Below are 17,703 nucleotides of genomic sequence, written 5' to 3'. Positions count from 1 at the left end.
GCCCACCGCGGAGAGCTGATTCGCGGCATAATAAACAACTGACATATGAGTGTGAAAGAGTGGTTGCGAGGCACTATGGAAGAATCGATGCACGTCGGCGAGCAAGAAACAAGCCTACAGGACCAGTCCTACCACACCATTCGACGCAAAATCGTCTATCTGGACTATAAGCCGGGCGAAAAGCTCGGCGTCAAACAGCTTTGCGACGACCTAGATATGGGGCGCACGCCCGTGCGCGAGGCTTTGGTTCGCTTGGCGCAGGAAGGCTTGGTGCGCACCGTGCCCCAAAGCGGTACCTATGTTTCGCCCATCAACCTCACCCTTGCCGAAAGCGCCTGTTACATCCGCGAACATCTGGAAAAGCAGGTGATCGTGGAGTGCTGTGCGCGCGCCACGTCGGCCGGCATCGAGCAGCTCGACCGCGCCATCGCGCTGCAGGAAAAGGCCATGGCCGAAGAGGATCGCATCGGCTTCTTTTTGAGCGACAACCTCATGCATCACATGATTTTTAGCATCGCATGCCGCAGCACCGTGTGGTCGTGGCTCGAGGAGACCAATGCCGACCTGGAGCGCTTCCGCTGGCTGCGCGCTGCCACGCAGGTTCTCGACAATCAGGACATCGTGAACGAGCACAAGCAGATTCGCCGCGCTATCGCCGGTCGCGACCCCATCGAGGCGAGCTTTTTGGTCAGCAAGCACCTGCACATGATGTTCCGCAACCAAACCGAAGTTCTGGACCAGTTCCCCGAGTACTTCGAGACCAGCAAGCTCCGCTAACCTGCCAAAAAGGGACAGGTTTATTTTGGCAGGTTTTATCTGGGCAAATGCAACAAGGCCCGGCTCCGTCTTGATGCGGAGCCGGGCTTTGGTCGTTAGGACGGCGGAATATTAGTTATTCCACGGTCACGCTCTTGGCGAGGTTTCGGGGCTGGTCGACGTCGCAGCCGCGCAGAATGGCGACCTCGCGGGCGAGCAGCTGCAACGGAACGCTCGCCGTGATGGGGCTGAACACGTCGCGGACTGCCGGCACGCGGATGATGCAGTCGGCAATCTTGTTGATCTCCTCGTCGCCCTCGGTGGCAACGACGATGACCTTGGCGCCGCGCGCCTTGCACTCCATGAGGTTCGACACGGTCTTGTCGTAGGTGGCACTCTTGGTGGCCACAGCGATGACAGGGAAGCCCAGGTCGATCAGGGCAATGGGGCCGTGCTTCATCTCGCCGGCGGCGTAGGCCTCGGCGTGCAGGTAGCTGACCTCTTTGAGCTTGAGTGCGCCCTCGTAGGAAATAGCGGCACCCATGCCACGACCCACGAACAGCGCCGACTGCGCGTCCTTGCACAGCAGGGCGGCCTCATGCACGGCCTCGGTCTGGGTATCCAAAATCCACTGGATCTGCTCGGCCGTATCGGAAAGCTCGCGGAACAGCATGCGCGCCTGCTTGGTGGTCAGACGGTACTTAACCTGCGCCAACAGCAAAGCCAGTAGCGTAAGGCTCACGACCTGGCCGATGAAGCTCTTGGTCGAGGCGACCGCGATCTCCTTGTTGGCCTTGGTGTAGATGACGCCGTCGCTCTCACGCGCCACGGGGCTGCCCACCACGTTGGTAATGCCGAAGACCTTGGCACCCTTGATGCGCGCGTCGCGAATGGCGGCAAGGGTGTCGGCCGTCTCGCCCGACTGGGACACGGCCACGACAAGCGTCGTCGGCGTAATGATAGGATTGCGATAGCGGAACTCGCTGGCCGCCTCTACCTCGGTGGGGATGCGAGCCCAGCCCTCAATGAGATTCTTGGCAATGAGGCCAGCGTGATAGCTGGTGCCGCAAGCGATCACGTAGACGCGGTCGATGTCGTTGAGCTCCTCAAGCGAAAGGCCCAGCTCGTCGATGTCGAGCTCGCCGGCCGGCGTCATACGACCAACCAGCGTGTCGCGCACGACGCGCGGCTGCTCGTGAATCTCCTTGAGCATAAAGTCGGGATAACCGCCCTTTTCTGCCATGTCCAGGTCCCAGTCGATGTGGGTGACCTTGGGCTCGATAACGTTGCCGGCCTCGTCGGTGTACTCGACGCCTGCGGGCGTGAGCTTAGCAAACTGACCGTCCTCGAGCACCACGACATCGCGGGTGGCGTCGATGAGCGCGATGACATCGGAAGCAACATAGGAGCCGGTTTCGCCCACGCCGACTACGATCGGGGAATCCTTGCGGGCCACGGCGATCACGCCGGGCTCGTCAGCGCACACGGCGGCCAGACCATAGGCACCGACCACGTGGGTGCACGCCTCGCGCACGGAGACCATCAGGTCGTGCGTCTCGGCATAAGCCTCTTCGATCAGATGCGCGAAGACCTCGGTATCGGTCTCGCTCTTAAAGTGGTGGCCGCGGCCCTCCAGCTCTTCGCGCAGCTCGGCGAAGTTCTCGATGATGCCGTTGTGGACGATGGCGATACGACCGTCGCAGCTGGTGTGGGGGTGAGCGTTAACGACGGAGGGCTTGCCGTGGGTGGCCCAACGGGTGTGGCCGATACCGCAGGTAGCGTCGCTGTCGATGTTGGAAAGCTCGCTCTCCAAGCCCGCGACCTTGCCCACGCGGCGGATGACGTCGAGGTGCGCCGTGGCGCCCTCGCCCACCTCGAGCGCGACACCCGAGGAGTCATAGCCGCGATACTCCATACGCTTGAGGCCTGTGACCAGGATGTTCTTTGCAATATCAGAGCCGGTGTAGCCGACAATTCCGCACATAGGATAAATCCCTTCGTCCGCTTGACTGCAAAACGTCCACGCACAGGGGGCGCTGAGACGCATAACGTTCGAGTATTGTACTCACGCAAACGCAAGCTGATATACCAGAAGTGGTATCTCAACTTAGATACCACCCGATGCACACACGTCCAGCCGGTCCAGACCACCACAAAAGCGCCTGTCCCCCTTCGTGGTGGTCGCGTTGGCAACAGCGTTTCCCCAGATAAAACCTGCCAAAATAAACCTATCCCTTTTTGGTTGGTTTGGGATGCTACAATCTGGCTTGTACTTGAAACGCATCAAAGGGGCCGCTATGGCAAAGGTAAAAATCAGCGACGTCGCGCGCGAGGCCGGAGTTTCGCTGGGCACGGTTTCCAACGCGCTCAACCACCCCGAAAAGCTGCGCCCCGAGACCCTCAAGCTCATCAACGAGACCATCAATCGCCTTGGCTACCTGCCCAACCAAAGCGCCCGTCAGCTCGCGGGCGGCGCCACCAAGTCCTTTGGCCTGGTGCTCCCCCGTCTCGATCACGGCTTTTCGCTCCAAATCGCCAGCGGCGCCCACAACGAGGCCCGCAAGCACGGCTACGACTTGCTCATCGCCAACGCCGATAACGACGATATTCTCGAGGACCATTACCTGCGCTACTTTATGGGCACGCAGATGTCCGGCGTCATGGTTCAGCCCATGGCGTCCCCCGACTGGCATCCGGCCATGACTAAAATGCCCGTGCCGATCGTCCATCTGGACATCCACTGTTCCGAGCCCGGCTACTACGTAGCGGCCGACAACGAGGCCCAAGGTCGCATCATTGCCGAGCTCGCCATCGCCCGCGGCGCACACCATATTGTCGTCGTCGGCCGAGCAGCATTTATGCAGCTCACCCTACGCGTGCTTGGCATTCACAAGGCCCTCGCCCTGCACCCCGATATCAAGATCGAAGTCATCGACGCTGGCGAATGGAATACCGCTGCCGACGGCTACGGCATCGGTGCCCAAATCGCCGAGCGCCCCGCGAACGAACGCCCCGATTTTGTCGTCGGCCTGACCGACGTGTTGGCCTCGGGCGTTATCTCGGCGCTGGTCGACAAGGGCATCTCTGTCCCCGGGCAAGTACGCGTAGCAGGCTGCGATGGCAACCCGCTCGCTTGGAGTGGATCGGTCCCGCTCACTACGGTAGCGCCCCCGGGCTACGAGATTGGCCGCAAGGGCGTTCAATTGCTCATGGAGCAAATCGAGAACAAGGCCCCGGCAAAGACCAAGCACGTCCACATCGGCTCTGCCGCGCGCACCGTCACCGCAGTCACCGCCGCCGAGGATATCAACCGCCAAGAACTGGTACGTCCGTTCCTACTGGAGCGCGCCAGCACCCAGGCAAGCACCCAGACCGACGCCACGGCCATCAACCTCGGTGCGTATCTGTAGCACGCCCGCAAGTATGCTATGTCGCCGCCTAAGCAAAAGGGGCCCGACCATTGCCGGGCCCCTTTTGCTTAGGCGCAAACGTGGGCAATTGCTCGTTTCAACGCCGTAATTGTCTAGCGCGCGGCTTTAACTGCCGCCGAAAGGTCGAACAACGTATCGAGCACGGCCTCGCAGCCATCCACCACGTCCTGCGGCAGCGGCACGATATCAGGAACGGCAAAGACGTGGCATCCGGCCGTAATGCCCGAGACGCAGCCGTTGCGCGAATCCTCGACCACGGCACATTCCTCGGGAGCAAAGCCCGCGCGCTCGCAGGCGAGCAGATACATCTCGGGGTCGGGCTTGCCGTGCACGACGTCCTCGCCACACGTTACCGTTTCAAACTTGTCAAAAAGACCGACCATCTTAAGGTTGCGCTCGGCCGTAACGAGGCGCGACGACGTCGCTAGACCCACGTGATAGCCCGCAGCCAGCAGCTCGTCTAGGCACTCGGCGGCACCGGCCTTAAGTTCCAGTTCGGTCTTGACCATCTCGTCGCGAATCTCCTTGTGGCGACGATAGATCGCCTCGGTGGTTTCATGGCTGCCGTAATGCTCATCAAGGATGTCCATAACATCGGGCAGCGTGCGGCCGATAAACTGATGGATCAGCGCTTCATCAATCGCGAGCCCCAGCTCAGCGGCGCCTGCCTTCCAGGCCTTAATCCCCAAACGCTCGGTATCGACCAGCGTTCCATCCATGTCAAAAATAACAGCCTTGATCATATCGGTCCCCCATCGACTCTCGCTGTCGCATTGCCGCAACTCTACCGCATTTGGCAACTTGTATATAACGTATATACCATATTGCACTTTCGTTACACAGATAGAAGTCTTATGGCAAGTAACGCATTAGGATTATAGTTTTCGATCGAGTACTCAACGATAAGGAACGTTTCATGATTTTAGACACCACGGCACCCGCAGAGGAGCTTCAAGACAAGCTATCGGCGCTCGAACAGCTGCTTTTGGCATACGGGCGCGTGGCCATCGGGTTTTCCGGCGGCGTTGACAGCAGCTTTTTGGCCGCCGTGTGCGCCCGCATCATGCCTACCAATACCCTCCTCATCCATCTCACCACGCCGCTCATCGGCACGCCCGAACAGACTTCGTTTGAGCAGTCCGTTGATGGACAGGCCAATGAGGGGCCGCATTTTAAGCTCCCCGTGCTCAATCTTTCGGTGGATCAGCTGCAGCTCCCCCAAGTAGCCTGCAACGATGCTAATCGCTGCTACCACTGCAAGCACGCCGGCTTTACCGCCATCGTCAACCACGCCAAGTCGCTCGGCTTTCCCACCGTCATCGATGGCAGCAATGCAAGCGATCGCGGTGACTACCGCCCCGGCATGCGTGCGGCAGAAGAGCTCGGCGTACGCTCACCCCTTATGGAGGTCGGCTTTACCAAGGACGAAGAGCGCGAGCTGCTGCGCGCATGGGGCTATCCCGTTTGGAACCTGCCGGCGGGAGCATGTCTTGCCACCCGCGTCCCCACGGGCGAGGAGCTTACGCGCGAGAAGGTCGATTTAATCCGCGCCTGCGAGGATTACCTACACGATCTTGATCTGGCACAGGTACGCGCGCGCTTGATCGGCGGCTGCATGCATATCGAGGCCGCACCCGCAGATGTCGCCAAGATTGCTGCCCTCGGTGGCAACGCCGTCGATGCCGAGGGCAAAACCCCGCTGCCCGCCGTTATCGAGTCCGCGCTGCGCGAACTGGGCTGCGACCATATCTCCCCCGAGGTCACCCCCTACATTCACGGTGCCATGAACCTTTAGGTTACGCCGTTTTACAAACGGCGTAACTGCTCGGCGCTGCGTGGGCTCCGGGCACGGCAATCTGACGTTCAACTTCACGGGCGCGACCAAAAGGTCAGCGCCCGCTTGTTTCACGTCACCTTACCGCACCCGGAGCCTGCTCGCTCGCATATGCTCAACCTGGACTGCGTTAACTGACCTACCAAAAAGGGACAGGTTTATTTTGGCAGGTTTTATCTGGGGAAATATCGCGAGACAATCGCCCCCCCCTAGCACCCATCTCACTTCGAGAGACACAAGAGGGGCGACTCGCCTGCATCTACTTCTTCCGATAGCGGCGGTTGCGGCTCGTCGACGAACCCATTACTTCGATGAGTCCTTTATCCTCCATTTTTGGCAGATGGTAGCGGACGGACGAATTTTGGCATTCCGTCTCTCTAAAACAATAGATTTATCTCTCTAACGTTTCGTATATCTCTCTAACTTTAGAGAGATAAGCGCCTTGTTTTAGAGAGACATTTAGAGAGATGTATCGAATTCACTGTTAGATTGCCCAATGTTATCTCTTTAACTAGCTTTCTCTTTAGAGAGACATTTAGAGAGACGAGCGCAATCTCACTAATCAAGGGCTCCACTCTTTAAGGTGCACACTTCCTAACCGTGCCCTAAGTTGCGGTGAAATAGTCCCCGATTAACCTGCCAAAAAGGGACAGGTTTATTTTGGCAGGTTTTATCTGGGGAAACGCAAATAGGGCCGTGACACCCATACGGCGTCGCGGCCCTTTTCCTTGGAGAAGGATCAATTGATTGAACGGGATGACCGTTCTAGTCTTCGAGTCCGCTATTGATGAGCTCCGCAATCTCAACGGGATCGGTGCTCGCGCGCACCTTGTCACGGAAGCCGGCGTCCATCAGCATCACGGCAGCCTTGGAGAGCAAGCGCAGGTGCGTGGTTCCTGCCTCGCCGGCAGGCACGTACAGCGCGAGCGCAACATCGACGGGCACACCATCGAAGCTCGGCCATTCAACGGGCTCGACCAGCTTAAGCACGGCAACGCCCGGCGTGTGGATAGCATCGCTTTTGGCATGTGGAACGGCAAAACCGGCGACAAGGCCAGTCTCGGCCTCGTTCTCGCGAGCCATGAAGGCAGTCTCTACGGCAGATGCGTCGTCAGCAAAGCCGAGCTCGACGGCCTGATCGGACAAATAATGCAGGGCATCCTCGCGCGAGGCGGCGGTATACCCTATCGTCACTTGGTTGGCAGATACAAATCCCATGGAAACCTTCCTTACAACACAGACCTGACCGCAGCTTCGATGCCGTCGGCGTCCAAACCGTACTTGTGCAGCAAATCGACCGCAGGGCCGGACTCGCCATACACATCGCGCACGCCGACGCGACGCATCGGCACCGGATACTGCTCCGCTAGCACCGAGGCAACGGCCTCGCCAAGACCGCCGATAATCGAATGCTCCTCGGCAGTGACCACGCGACCGGTCTTCTTGGCGCTGGCTACAACCAGGCGTTCGTCGAGCGGCTTGATCGTATGCATGTTGATGACCTCGGCATCGATGCCATCGGCAGCGAGCGCCTCGGCAGCCTCAAGCGCCTCGGCGACCATAAGGCCACAAGCGATGATGGTCACATCGGACCCCTCGCGCACGACCACGCCGCGACCAATCTTGAACTCATAGTCCTCGCAGTCGTTGATGACCGGTGTTGCCAGGCGGCCGAAGCGCATGTAAACCGGGCCCTCAAACTCATAGGCGGCGCGCACACAGGCACGAGCCTCGACGTCGTCGGCGGGAACGACCACCGTCATACCCGGAATCGTGCGCATGAGTGCGATATCCTCGCAGCACTGGTGCGTGGCGCCGTCCTCGCCCACCGAAATGCCGGCATGAGTAGCGCCAATCTTGACGTTGAGGTGCGGGTAGCCGATGGAATTGCGGACCTGCTCGTAGGCGCGACCGGCGGCAAACATCGCAAAGGTGCTCGCAAAAGCAACGCGGCCCGTGGTCGCGATGCCGGCGGCAAGACCCATCAGGTTGCTCTCGGCAATGCCGGCGTCGTAGAAGCGCTCAGGGTGCGCAGCCTTAAACTTACCGGTCTGCGTGGCGGCGGCCAGGTCGGCATCGAGAACCACAAAGTCATCGCGCTCATTGCCCAGCTCGACAAGTGCCTCGCCATAGCTAACGCGCGTGGCGACTTTCTTGACGTCTGCCATTAGAGCTCCTCCCCTGCTGCTGCGAGCTCGGCCATGGCCTGCTCAAACTGTTCATCGTTGGGTGCCTTGCCGTGCCAGCCCACCTGGTTTTCCATAAAGGAGACGCCCTTGCCCTTCACCGTCTCGGCGATAATGGCCACGGGCGAGTCGCTCACTTTGCGGGCCTCGGCAAAGGCGGCGGCAATCTGCGCCATGTCGTTACCGTCGGCGAGCTCGATCACATGCCACTTAAAGGCGCGGAACTTGTCAGCGAGCGGCATGGCCGAGTTGACTTCATCGATCGTGCCGTCAATCTGCAAGCCGTTGTGGTCGACGACGGCAACAAGATTGTCGAGCGCATGGTTGCCGGCGAACATGGCCGCCTCCCACACCTGGCCTTCCTCGCACTCACCGTCGCCCAGCAACGTGTAGACACGGTAGCCGTCGCCCCAGTGCTTAGCGGCAAGCGCCATTCCAACTGCAGCAGAGATGCCCTGACCGAGCGATCCGGTGGACATATCGATGCCAGGGGCGTCGTTCATGTTGGGATGGCCCTGCAGTCGGCTGCCAATATGACGGAGCGTCTCGAGCTCTTCGACGGGAAAATAGCCGCGATTTGCCAACACCGAATACAGGCCCGGCGCCGCGTGACCCTTGGAGAGCACAAAGCGATCGCGATCGGCCTTGTGAGGGTCGGCAGGATCGATATTCATTTCCTCAAAGTACAGATACGTCATGATGTCGGCAGCACCGAGCGATCCACCCGGGTGTCCCGACTTGGCCGCGTGAACCGCAGTCACGACACCCTTCCTGACCTCATTGGCGACCTTCGCCAGCTCCTGGTTGGTCATACGAATTCCTCTCTTGAGAACAACCCCGGCACCGGATGACGCGATGCCGGGGCAATCCACTCGTTAAGCCTGAGCGACGACCTTCTGCCAGTCAGCCTCAAAAGAGGCGAGGCCCTGGTCGGTCAGCGGATGATGCAGGCACTTCTTGAGAGCGGCCATGGGCACGGTCGCAATATCGGCACCGAGTAGCGCGGCCTGGGTCACGTGGTTGGGCGTACGAACCGAGGCGGTGATGATCTCGACGGTGTCGTCGACGTTCTTGCCCGTCCAGTCGTAGTTCTTAATGCAGGTCACGACGTTGTCGAGCTGCGAGATACCGTCCTCGGCGATGTCATCGAAACGACCGACAAACGGGCTGATGTAGCGAGCACCGGCATTGGCGGCCATAAGGGCCTGCGTCGGCGAGAAGACGAGCGTCATGTTGACGCGCACGCCAGCATCGGCCAGTGCACGGCAGGCGGCAAGGCCGGCCTCGCACACGGGAAGCTTGACCACGATGTTGGGGGCGAGGGCGGCAAGGCGCTTGCCCTCCTCGATCATACCCTCGGCAGTGGTAGCGGTAGACTCGGCGGAAACGGGCAGGCCCTCGCAGAGCTCGGCAATCTTGAGCATATGCGGCTCAAAGTCGGCAAGCTTGCCGCCGGTCTTGGCGTACAGGGACGGGTTGGTGGTAACACCGGCCAGGCAGCCCCAGCTCTTGGCCTCGGCGATCTCGTCCAGATTGGCGGTATCGATAAAGAACTTCATGGTGCAAACTCCTTCGAAGGAATCCAAAACTCAAAAAATAGGACAAAGGGGATGTCCCTTTGTCCTATGTGCCGGGCCTGCGGCTGGGACATGCCCCAGGCCCGGCGTCGTGTAGGAAAAGCTACTTAGTCCTCGAGAGCCTTCTCGATGCGGCTCGTGACGCCCTTGAGGTTAAGACCGACGACGTACTGCTTGATCGGGCGCTTGATGTGCTCGATCACAAAGCGCTTGCCGTCGATGTCCTGGGCAGCGAGGTTGCGATAGAGCTTCTCGACCTGCTCCTTGACCTCGGGATCGTTGAACGCATAGTGGCCGGAGACATCCAGGATCTTCAGGCTGAGCTCATCGTCGGCAAGGATGTCATCGACCTGCAGGTTGACGTCGTCGCCAGTCATCCACTTGCGCCAGCGCTCGGTCTTGATAGCCTTGACCAGCAGCGTGTGATACAGGTCGGAGGGGTCATCGCACAGACCGTTGTCGACCAGGATCTGCTCGGTGGCGCAGAGCTTGAGGTAGGCGCGGGTCTCCTCGGTGCCATACTGCGGAGCGACGTTGGAGGCGGTCACGTGTGCCGGGATGTGCTCGAGCAGCGTCGCGTCGTCCAGATAGTCGGCGTTGTGCTCCTTCAGGCCCACGCCATAGCGCTTGGCCATATCGGCAAGCTCGCGGGCGTTCTTGAAGTTGTAGTGACCGACCTGCTCCGTCCAGCGGGTAAGGGTGCCGGTCTGGCCGACGATAAAGGTGGGCATGGGGCAGCCGCGCTTCTCGAGCTCGGGCTGCAGCTGAGAAATGAACTCCTCGTACTTATCGGTAGAGGTCAAGCCGCCATTGGTCTCCTCGGTACCGACCTCATAGGCGACCTCGGGCAGGTTATGCTCGCGACGGTACTGCTCAAGGTAGTCGATAAGATCGATCGTGCGGCGAAGCACCACGTCGAGCGGAATAACCTTGCCGATCTGATAGGGGTCCTTGGTGGGGTCGACCATCAGCAGGTCAAAGCCCGCCTCCATGTCGGCGACGAAGGACTTGCGGGCGAGCTCCATGGCCTCGTCCTCGGGCAGGTGGGCGTTACGCTCCTCGTCGCGCTGCCACGGACCGCCGTGATCGCGGCACAGGTAGTACGGACCGGTGTAACCCACCTCGTCGGCAACCTTCTTGATGTCGGCGGCAAAGCGCGTCTGGTCCCAACCGTTGACGTAGCCGGCGCCCATCTCGTCCATATCGACCTGGTTGCGGCTGGCGATAAACATGGGCGGGAAATCCTCGTCCTTGGCAAGCTCGAACACGGCCTGAATCAGGTTGGGGCTCATGGGGCCAATGCCGACCATGGTTGCGTGATCGCCGCTATCCTGCAGCTTGAGCATGCCCTGAACGGCCTGACGGATGGTGAGGTTGGACATTTTGTTCTCCTTCTCCAGAGGATTTTTGACAAAAGTTCCCTGGGACCCAGATGTGGGCCCTATCAGTACGGATGGATTTTGTTGTGTAGGGGCGGTTGTGCGGAGTCAAATCCATCCCTCCGCACAACCGGAGTCCTTAAAGGTTTACTTGGCCTGCTTATCGAGCGTGGGCTTCATGGCAATCAGGATTGCAGCGGCGACCACGGCGCCAATCACGATGTCCAGGCAGAACAGCGCGACGTTGTTGGTGGCAAGGGCGACGATAAAGCCACCGTGCGGGACGTAGCAGTCGATGCCCTGGAAGGCGGCAAGTGCCGCACCCACGGCAGAGCCGATGCAAATGCCGGGCAGGGTGTGACCGAGGTCCTTGACCGCGAAGGGGATAGCGCCCTCGGTAATACCGATGCAGCCCATGAACAGCGCGGAGATGCCCATCTGGCGGTCAGCGTCATCGAACTTGTTCTTGGCGATGAGCGCAGCGAGGCCACAGGCGATCGGGGGAACGGCGACGGCGACGCGGAACATACCGTTAGGACCGTAGATACCGGAGGCCATGATGGCCATGGTGAAGGTCGAGGCGGTCTTGTTGATGGGGCCACCCATATCGAAGGCGGTCATAACGCCAATGACCAGACCCAGGACAACTGCGGAACCGCCCTGCAGGCTGCCGAGCACGCCGGTGAGCCAGTCCATCACAAAGCCAAGCGGCGTGGCCAGGATGTAGATATAGGCCATGCCCAGGACAAGCGAGGTCAGAATCGGGATGATCAGGATGGGCATGATGGTCTGGATGGTGTTGTTGACCTTCCAGGTCTTCATCCAGCGGACAAAGTAGCCGCAGATGACCGCCATGATCATGGCGCCCAAGAAGCCGGTCGAAACGCTGTTGCCGTTAGGGGTAACGACTGCGTTATTGACCAGGTAGCCCAGGACAAAACCGGGGGCGAGCGCGGGCTTGCCGGCCATCGAGTAGGAGATGTATGCCGCAAGCACCGGGATCATCATGGAGATGCCGGCCATGCCGATGGTGTTAAGGCTCACCATCAGCGGGTTCGTAACCTCCATGCCGTTGGCGCCGGCGGTACCGGATGCCAGCGAGAAGGCAAGAAACACGCCGCCGATAACGACGATGGGGATAAAATAGGAAACGCCGGTATTGAATGCATTGAGCAGCGTCTTGCCAGGATCGGCAAAGATAGACTGCTTGGACGCCGGTGTCGGGGCCTGCGGGGCAGCGGAGACGGCCTTCTTCTCTGCCTTGGCCTCGGCCTTGGGCGCGTCAACGGCGCCACCCGTCGCCTTGATGATCTCAATGGCCTGGTCGATGATCTTTACCGGATCGGCGATTACATCAGAGGTGCCGACCTTCAGGAACTTGCCCTCGGCCATCTTCTGCTCAAAACGGTCCTCGTTCTCGACACCCACGTCGACGGACTCCAGGACCAGGTCGGCGGAGTCCACGTCTTCCTGCGTGAGCTCATTCTCGATACCCAGGCCACCCTGAGCCTCGACCTTGCACTCGATGCCACGGGCGGCGCATTCATCCTGAATCGCCTTCTGGGCCATATACGTGTGGGCGATACCCACAGTACAGGCGGCAACGCCTACGATCTTCATTGCTTCCCTCTTTTCATAGAGTTGCGTGCGCAAGACACCGTTTGCGGAGGCCTCCGGAGCATCCCCTGCCGTTTGGACTTGCTGTCTTTTCGACAAGAACAATATAGGTGCTCGTTTTTCTTAATGCCAGCTTATTTCGGTAAACGCGCAGGTCAGAGCGTTGGTTATGCGATTTAGTTATGCGTTTAACCAAAAATGAATCCTGCGATTTTGCCCTCGATTTCAAAAGTCAAGAAGTATTTGATTTTCTCGGTAGACGGCAGATGCGCATGCCGGTCACAAATTTCGACCCCACCCGTATGCCGCATTTGTTGCATACTCATATGAAAGGAAAAAGCCGCTCACCGAAGCGTATCCTTCACCAAGACTCAAAGTCATCATGTTGGAAAATGCTCATCTGTCGGAAGGAGTCGCTGTGGCAAAACAGCGCGTTACGATCGCAGACGTCGCTCGAGAGGCGGGAACCTCGACGGCAAGCGTCTCGTATTACCTCAACGACAAACGAGAAAAGCTTAGCGAGAAGACGCAGAACAAAATCGCGCGCGTCATTAAGGAACTCGGATACGTTCCCAACGCCCAAGCGCAGACGCTCACCGGCAAGCAAACCCACGTCATTGCCATCATCATTTTGGATAACACCAACAAATGGGCGGGGCTCGTTCTCAATGGCATGAAGCAGGTCATGCTCCCCGCGGGCTACCAGACGGTCGTTTGCACGAGCGACTTTAACCCCGAGACCGAGCTCATGTACGTCGACAAGATGCTCTCGCTGGGCGTCGATGGCTTTATCATCCAGCCCACGGCAAACTTCAAAGCCGTGCATGACCGCATTAGACGCGCCGGCAAGCCGGTCGTCTTTTTCGATGCGGCCATCTATAGCCCAGGTACCAGCTGGATCAAAACCAACCTTTACGACGGCGTGTACAACGCCACACAGGCACTCCTCGACGCCGGCTACGAAGATTTCTTTTCCATTGCCGCCAACATGACCGAAATGCGCACCCGCATGGAGCGTTTTCAGGGGTATGCCGAGGCGCTGGCAGCGAACGGGCAGCTCTACAAAGCGATTCCCATCGATCACAACAAGCCGTCAATCAACGAGCTCACTGAATACTTTAAATTCAAGTTCAATCCCGCCAAGCGAACCCTTATCTTCGTGCAAAATCAGTGGGCACTTCCCCGTGTCTACAAGGCCCTCCAGCCAATGGCCCATCTGCTTCCGCAGCAAATCGGCCTTTTGGGACTCAACTGCGAAGACTGGACTAATCTCACCACACCGACCGTCTCCACCATCATCGAGCCCGTCGACCAAGAAGGTCGCGAAGCAGCCGAGATGCTGCTCGCCCTACTTGACGGAAGCAGCGAACCCGGCGAGCAGCGCATTCTCGAGTGCAAGCTCAACTGGCTCGACTCCACCTCGATCTAGACCGCGGGACAAATGAATCAGTAGCGTTTGTCTCAAATCTTAAGTATTTGTTCGACAGAACGGCCCTTGCCGGCTCCTGCTAGACTGGTAGATTCCCAACCGTCCATCCAGGAGCCTCAATGTCGCGCAAGTCCGCCTACAAGCAAGTACTTTCCATCGGCACCGCCGTGGTGCTCGGGTTTGCGCTGTTTACGGGATCGCTCGACGGAGCGCCCAAGTTACTGTCGCCGCAAAGCGATGAGCAGGCGGCGGCTCTGGCCGAAAAACAAAACGAGAGTCCCAGCCGCACCGACGACGAGGCAGACCTGGTCGCTCGGCTCGAATCGGGAACGGCGAGCTCCCCGGACCCTCAAAACAGCCAGGACTCTGGCGATGGCTCCGATTCCGCCGCACCCGACACCGATGACGACGCTTCCGCGGACAGCGCCGCCGCCCCCATCGACGAGGTCGAAAACCCCGATCTTGACCGCGCCCGCGGCGTATACCTCAGCAGCATTCCCGACTACGCCGGCAACCCCTACGTTGCCCTTCGCGCCGACAGCATGCACCCGCTCGGCACGCCATCATTCACACTCGATGAATACGATCGCGCCACCGAAGAGGGCTGCTTTAAGAAATTCTCCAAGCTCGACAGCCTTGGCCGCACCCGCAAGGCGCTCGCCTGCGTGGGCCCCGAATCGCTCGGTCAAGGCAAGCGCGGCGATATCTCGCGTATCCATCCTGCCGGTTGGCACCAGCAGCGCTACGACTTTATTCCGAGTCAGAGTCTCTACAACCGCTGTCACCTCATCGCCTGGTCGCTCTGCGGCGAGAACGCCAATCGCAAGAATCTCCTCACCGGCACGCGCTATCTCAACGAGACGGGCATGCTGCCATTTGAAGAGCAGATCCTCGACTACATCCGCGACACGGACAACCATGTGCTCTACCGCGTCACGCCCATGTACAACGAAGAGGAACTCGTCTGTCGCGGCGTGCGTCTTGAGGCGCAATCGGTCGAGGACCACGGTAAGACCCTGTGCTTCCACGTGTACTGCTACAACCTGCAGCCGCATGTGCAGATCGACTACGCCACCGGCCGCAATCAAGCCTCGGGGGACTAGGGCCGACCAAGCTGCCACAAAACCTAAAATGATCCGTTTTCCTCCGTCCCCAAGGGATCAAAAAGGGCCGCCCCGGATTACCCGGAGCGGCCCTTGCATCGGTATGCATGTTGCAGGCAAAATCGCACGCTACTTGGCGCGACCCTCCTCATAGCGCTCGACCAGCTTGGCCTGAACGTCATAGGGAACCTGCTCGTAGCCAGCGGGCTTCATGGTAAAGTCACCCGTGCCGCGCGTGATAGAGCGCAGGCGCGTCGAGTAATCCGTCAGCTCAGCCAGCGGGGCTTGAGCGATGACCACGGTGTCGCCGCGCTCATCGGTCTCCATGCCTGTCACGCGACCGCGCGAGGCCGAGATGTCGCCCATCACGGCGCCGGCGTAGCTCTCGGGGATAGTCACCGTGATTTCCTCGATGGGCTCCAGCACCACCGGGTCGGCATCGGCGCATGCCTTGCGCAGGCCGATGCGAGCCGCCGCGCGGAACGCCATCTCGTTGGAGTCGACGCTGTGATACGAGCCGTCGTACACAGCCACGCGAATGCCCGTGAGCGGGTAGCCGGCAATGATGCCGTCCTTCATGGTCTCCTGGACACCCTTGTCCACGGCGGGGATGAGCGAGCGCGGAATACGGCCGCCTACGACCTCGTCTACAAACTCATAGCCATCGCTCGTGCCGTCGGGCCCAATGAGCGGCTCAACGCGCAGCCAGCAGTCGCCATACTGACCGGCACCACCGGTCTGCTTCTTGTGGCGGCCCTGAGCGCTCGCCGTGCGGCGGATGGTCTCGCGATACGGGATGCGGATCGACACGCTCTTGGCAACGACCTTGGTGCGGTCCTCCAGACGGTTGAGCAGCACCGAAACCTGCGCCTCACCAACGGCGGAGATAATGGTCTGGCCGGTCTCCTCGTCGCGGTCGATGCTCATGGTCGGATCGGCCTTGCAGGCCTTCTCGATAAACGTGTAGAGCTTCTCTTCGTCGCCGCGATTCTCGGCCTCGATGGCAATGCGGTACTGCGAGTTGGGGAACTTAAACGCCGCAGCCTCGACCTTGCCGGTAATCGAGAGCGTATCGCCCGTCTCGGCCGCCAGCTTGGGTGCCACGATAATGTCGCCGGCATAGGCGTGACCGACCTCGGTCATGTCGCGGCCGCACATCACATACAGGTGAGCCAGACGGTCGCCCTTGCGCGTGCGCGCGTTGACCAGCTCAAGGCCCGGCTCAAGCGTACCCGTCAGCACCTTGATAAAGCTGATGCGACCCTGCTGCGGATCGGCCAGGGTCTTAAACACAAACGCCACCGGACGGTCATCGTCGCTCGAGATCTTGAGCGAATCGCCGTCGATAAGCGGCATCTCGCCGTAGTCGGTCGGCGCCGGGAAGTACGTCGCAATGTCGTCCATCAGCGAGTTGACGCCCTGCTCCTTAATGCAATCACCCGCAAAGACCGGCACAAAGATGCGCTCGGCGATCGCCTTCGACAGCAGGCCCTCAAGCTCCTCCTGCGTCAGCGTCTCCTCGCCTTCCAGGTACTTCATCATCAGTTCGTCGTCAGCCTCGGCCACCAGCTCGCACAGATGGTCATGGGCCTCCTCGGCCTGGGCACGATACTCCTCGGGAATCTCCGACTCAACGGCTTCGGTGCCGTTGCAATGGCGCGCCTTCATGCGCACCAGGTCGATGATGCCATCAAAGTCCTCGCCCTCGCCCCAGGGAAGGGTCACGGCGCCCAGGCGCGTGCCAAAGCGCTCTTGCAGCAGGTCCATCGTGGTCGCAAAGCTGGCCTCGGAGCGCGACAGGCGGTTTACGAACACCGCACGCGCCAGTCGCAGGTCCTCGGCGGCATACCAGAGCTTAACCGTCGTAGGCTGCGGGCCGGCCTCGGCGTCGACCACAAACAGAGCCGTCTCGCAGACGCTCATCGCGGCAAAGGCGTCGCCGATAAAATCGGGGTAGCACGGGGCATCGAGCACATTGATGCGCGCGCCCTTCCAGTCGATCGGCGCGATGGTCGTCGAGATGGAAAATGCACGCTTGACCTCTTCGGGGTCATAGTCGAGCGTGGGCTTGGTGCCGTCGTGGCCGCCCAGGCGGGCGGTCTTGCCGGAAAGGTGGAGCATGGCCTCGGCGAGTGAAGTCTTGCCCACCCCGCCTTGGCCTACGAGCACCACGTTCCTTACGTTACCGGTCTTGGGAGCACCCATGATGACCTCCTTGCAGGGCCGCGCGCAATGCGCGACGCCAACGGGGAGAGTTCGCGGTCGGTGCCATCCCGGGAGCAGCATGGTCGGCAGCCGAGCCGACTCACCCTCCAAATGTCCTATGCCACCACCCTACCCTCACGGGCGGCTGTCCATGCATACCTTTCGGCGCACGTATGAATACAGGCG

Annotated in this window: 14 protein-coding genes; 5 read left to right on the top strand and 9 right to left on the bottom strand. The window is 60.0% G+C overall.

Annotation, left to right across the window (positions count from 1 at the left end; genetic code table 11):
• Positions 1-75: 75 nt before the first annotated feature.
• Entirely contained in the window at positions 76-777 is a 702-nt protein-coding gene (locus tag DXC52_RS05665; RefSeq protein ID WP_226790702.1) for a GntR family transcriptional regulator, read from the top strand.
• A 115-nt stretch (positions 778-892) separates the two neighbouring features.
• Here DXC52_RS05665 and glmS read toward each other — a convergent pair whose 3' ends face one another.
• On the bottom strand, positions 893-2,740 hold the full coding sequence (gene glmS, locus DXC52_RS05660; protein WP_117746494.1) for a glutamine--fructose-6-phosphate transaminase (isomerizing): 1,848 nt from the start codon (positions 2,738-2,740) through the stop codon (positions 893-895).
• 313 nt (positions 2,741-3,053) lie between these two features.
• Between glmS and DXC52_RS05655 the strand changes: the two genes are divergently transcribed.
• The gene (locus DXC52_RS05655; RefSeq protein WP_233504872.1) at positions 3,054-4,166 is read left to right on the top strand and encodes a LacI family DNA-binding transcriptional regulator; all 1,113 of its coding nucleotides are present in this window, start codon (positions 3,054-3,056) and stop codon (positions 4,164-4,166) included.
• Between the two features lie 113 nt (positions 4,167-4,279).
• On the opposite strand, the gene DXC52_RS05650 is transcribed toward DXC52_RS05655, so the two are convergent.
• Entirely contained in the window at positions 4,280-4,930 is a 651-nt protein-coding gene (locus DXC52_RS05650; RefSeq protein ID WP_117746492.1) for an HAD family phosphatase, read from the bottom strand.
• Positions 4,931-5,103: 173 nt separating this feature from the next.
• On the opposite strand from DXC52_RS05650, the gene DXC52_RS05645 reads away from it, so the two are divergent.
• Positions 5,104-5,982, top strand: coding sequence for an ATP-dependent sacrificial sulfur transferase LarE (locus DXC52_RS05645; RefSeq protein ID WP_117746491.1), 879 nt, complete (start codon positions 5,104-5,106; stop codon positions 5,980-5,982).
• 804 nt (positions 5,983-6,786) lie between these two features.
• Here DXC52_RS05645 and DXC52_RS05635 read toward each other — a convergent pair.
• The 6 genes from DXC52_RS05635 to DXC52_RS05610 form a co-directional block, all read right to left on the bottom strand.
• Positions 6,787-7,239: a PTS sugar transporter subunit IIA gene (locus DXC52_RS05635; RefSeq protein ID WP_117746490.1), complete on the bottom strand. Its 453-nt coding sequence runs from the start codon at positions 7,237-7,239 to the stop codon at positions 6,787-6,789.
• 11 nt (positions 7,240-7,250) lie between these two features.
• A complete protein-coding gene (locus DXC52_RS05630; RefSeq protein WP_006235618.1) occupies positions 7,251-8,189 on the bottom strand; it encodes a transketolase family protein in 939 nt (312 codons plus the stop codon).
• Positions 8,189-9,019, bottom strand: coding sequence for a transketolase (locus tag DXC52_RS05625; RefSeq protein ID WP_117746489.1), 831 nt, complete (start codon positions 9,017-9,019; stop codon positions 8,189-8,191). Before DXC52_RS05625 ends, DXC52_RS05630 begins: the two co-directional genes overlap by 1 nt.
• 63 nt (positions 9,020-9,082) lie before the next feature.
• A complete protein-coding gene (gene fsa / locus DXC52_RS05620; protein ID WP_006235616.1) occupies positions 9,083-9,766 on the bottom strand; it encodes a fructose-6-phosphate aldolase in 684 nt (227 codons plus the stop codon).
• Positions 9,767-9,891: 125 nt separating this feature from the next.
• A complete protein-coding gene (locus tag DXC52_RS05615) occupies positions 9,892-11,166 on the bottom strand; it encodes a class II D-tagatose-bisphosphate aldolase non-catalytic subunit (RefSeq protein ID WP_006235615.1) in 1,275 nt (424 codons plus the stop codon).
• Positions 11,167-11,310: 144 nt separating this feature from the next.
• On the bottom strand, positions 11,311-12,783 hold the full coding sequence (locus tag DXC52_RS05610; RefSeq protein ID WP_006235614.1) for a PTS fructose transporter subunit IIC: 1,473 nt from the start codon (positions 12,781-12,783) through the stop codon (positions 11,311-11,313).
• Positions 12,784-13,198: 415 nt separating this feature from the next.
• On the opposite strand from DXC52_RS05610, the gene DXC52_RS05605 reads away from it, so the two are divergent.
• Entirely contained in the window at positions 13,199-14,209 is a 1,011-nt protein-coding gene (locus DXC52_RS05605; protein ID WP_233504871.1) for a LacI family DNA-binding transcriptional regulator, read from the top strand.
• Positions 14,210-14,328: 119 nt separating this feature from the next.
• On the top strand, positions 14,329-15,312 hold the full coding sequence (locus DXC52_RS05600; protein WP_117746487.1) for a DNA/RNA non-specific endonuclease: 984 nt from the start codon (positions 14,329-14,331) through the stop codon (positions 15,310-15,312).
• A 129-nt stretch (positions 15,313-15,441) separates the two neighbouring features.
• Here the strand turns inward: DXC52_RS05600 and DXC52_RS05595 are convergent, their stop codons facing one another.
• Complete coding sequence (locus DXC52_RS05595) at positions 15,442-17,517, bottom strand: translation factor GTPase family protein (protein ID WP_117746486.1); 2,076 nt, start codon at positions 17,515-17,517, stop codon at positions 15,442-15,444.
• Positions 17,518-17,703 lie beyond the last annotated feature (186 nt).

The sequence above is a fragment of the Collinsella sp. TF05-9AC genome (genome assembly GCF_003438495.1).
Classification (GTDB): Bacteria; Actinomycetota; Coriobacteriia; order Coriobacteriales; family Coriobacteriaceae; genus Collinsella.
The sequence above is the reverse complement of the archived record's forward strand: the minus strand, read 5'-3'. Positions and strand labels throughout refer to the sequence as shown.

Bases quoted from the DNA above. Each gene is read 5' to 3' on its own strand.
- DXC52_RS05595 (WP_117746486.1), bottom strand. From the start codon at position 17,517: ATGGGTGCTCCCAAGACCGGTAACGTAAGGAACGTGGTGCTCGTAGGC.
- DXC52_RS05625 (WP_117746489.1), bottom strand. From the start codon at position 9,019: ATGACCAACCAGGAGCTGGCGAAGGTCGCCAATGAGGTCAGGAAGGGT.
- DXC52_RS05615 (WP_006235615.1), bottom strand. From the start codon at position 11,166: ATGTCCAACCTCACCATCCGTCAGGCCGTTCAGGGCATGCTCAAGCTG.
- DXC52_RS05665 (WP_226790702.1), top strand. From the start codon at position 76: ATGGAAGAATCGATGCACGTCGGCGAGCAAGAAACAAGCCTACAGGAC.
- DXC52_RS05630 (WP_006235618.1), bottom strand. From the start codon at position 8,189: ATGGCAGACGTCAAGAAAGTCGCCACGCGCGTTAGCTATGGCGAGGCA.
- glmS (WP_117746494.1), bottom strand. From the start codon at position 2,740: ATGTGCGGAATTGTCGGCTACACCGGCTCTGATATTGCAAAGAACATC.
- DXC52_RS05650 (WP_117746492.1), bottom strand. From the start codon at position 4,930: ATGATCAAGGCTGTTATTTTTGACATGGATGGAACGCTGGTCGATACC.
- DXC52_RS05645 (WP_117746491.1), top strand. From the start codon at position 5,104: ATGATTTTAGACACCACGGCACCCGCAGAGGAGCTTCAAGACAAGCTA.
- DXC52_RS05600 (WP_117746487.1), top strand. From the start codon at position 14,329: ATGTCGCGCAAGTCCGCCTACAAGCAAGTACTTTCCATCGGCACCGCC.
- DXC52_RS05610 (WP_006235614.1), bottom strand. From the start codon at position 12,783: ATGAAGATCGTAGGCGTTGCCGCCTGTACTGTGGGTATCGCCCACACG.
- DXC52_RS05655 (WP_233504872.1), top strand. From the start codon at position 3,054: ATGGCAAAGGTAAAAATCAGCGACGTCGCGCGCGAGGCCGGAGTTTCG.
- fsa (WP_006235616.1), bottom strand. From the start codon at position 9,766: ATGAAGTTCTTTATCGATACCGCCAATCTGGACGAGATCGCCGAGGCC.
- DXC52_RS05635 (WP_117746490.1), bottom strand. From the start codon at position 7,239: ATGGGATTTGTATCTGCCAACCAAGTGACGATAGGGTATACCGCCGCC.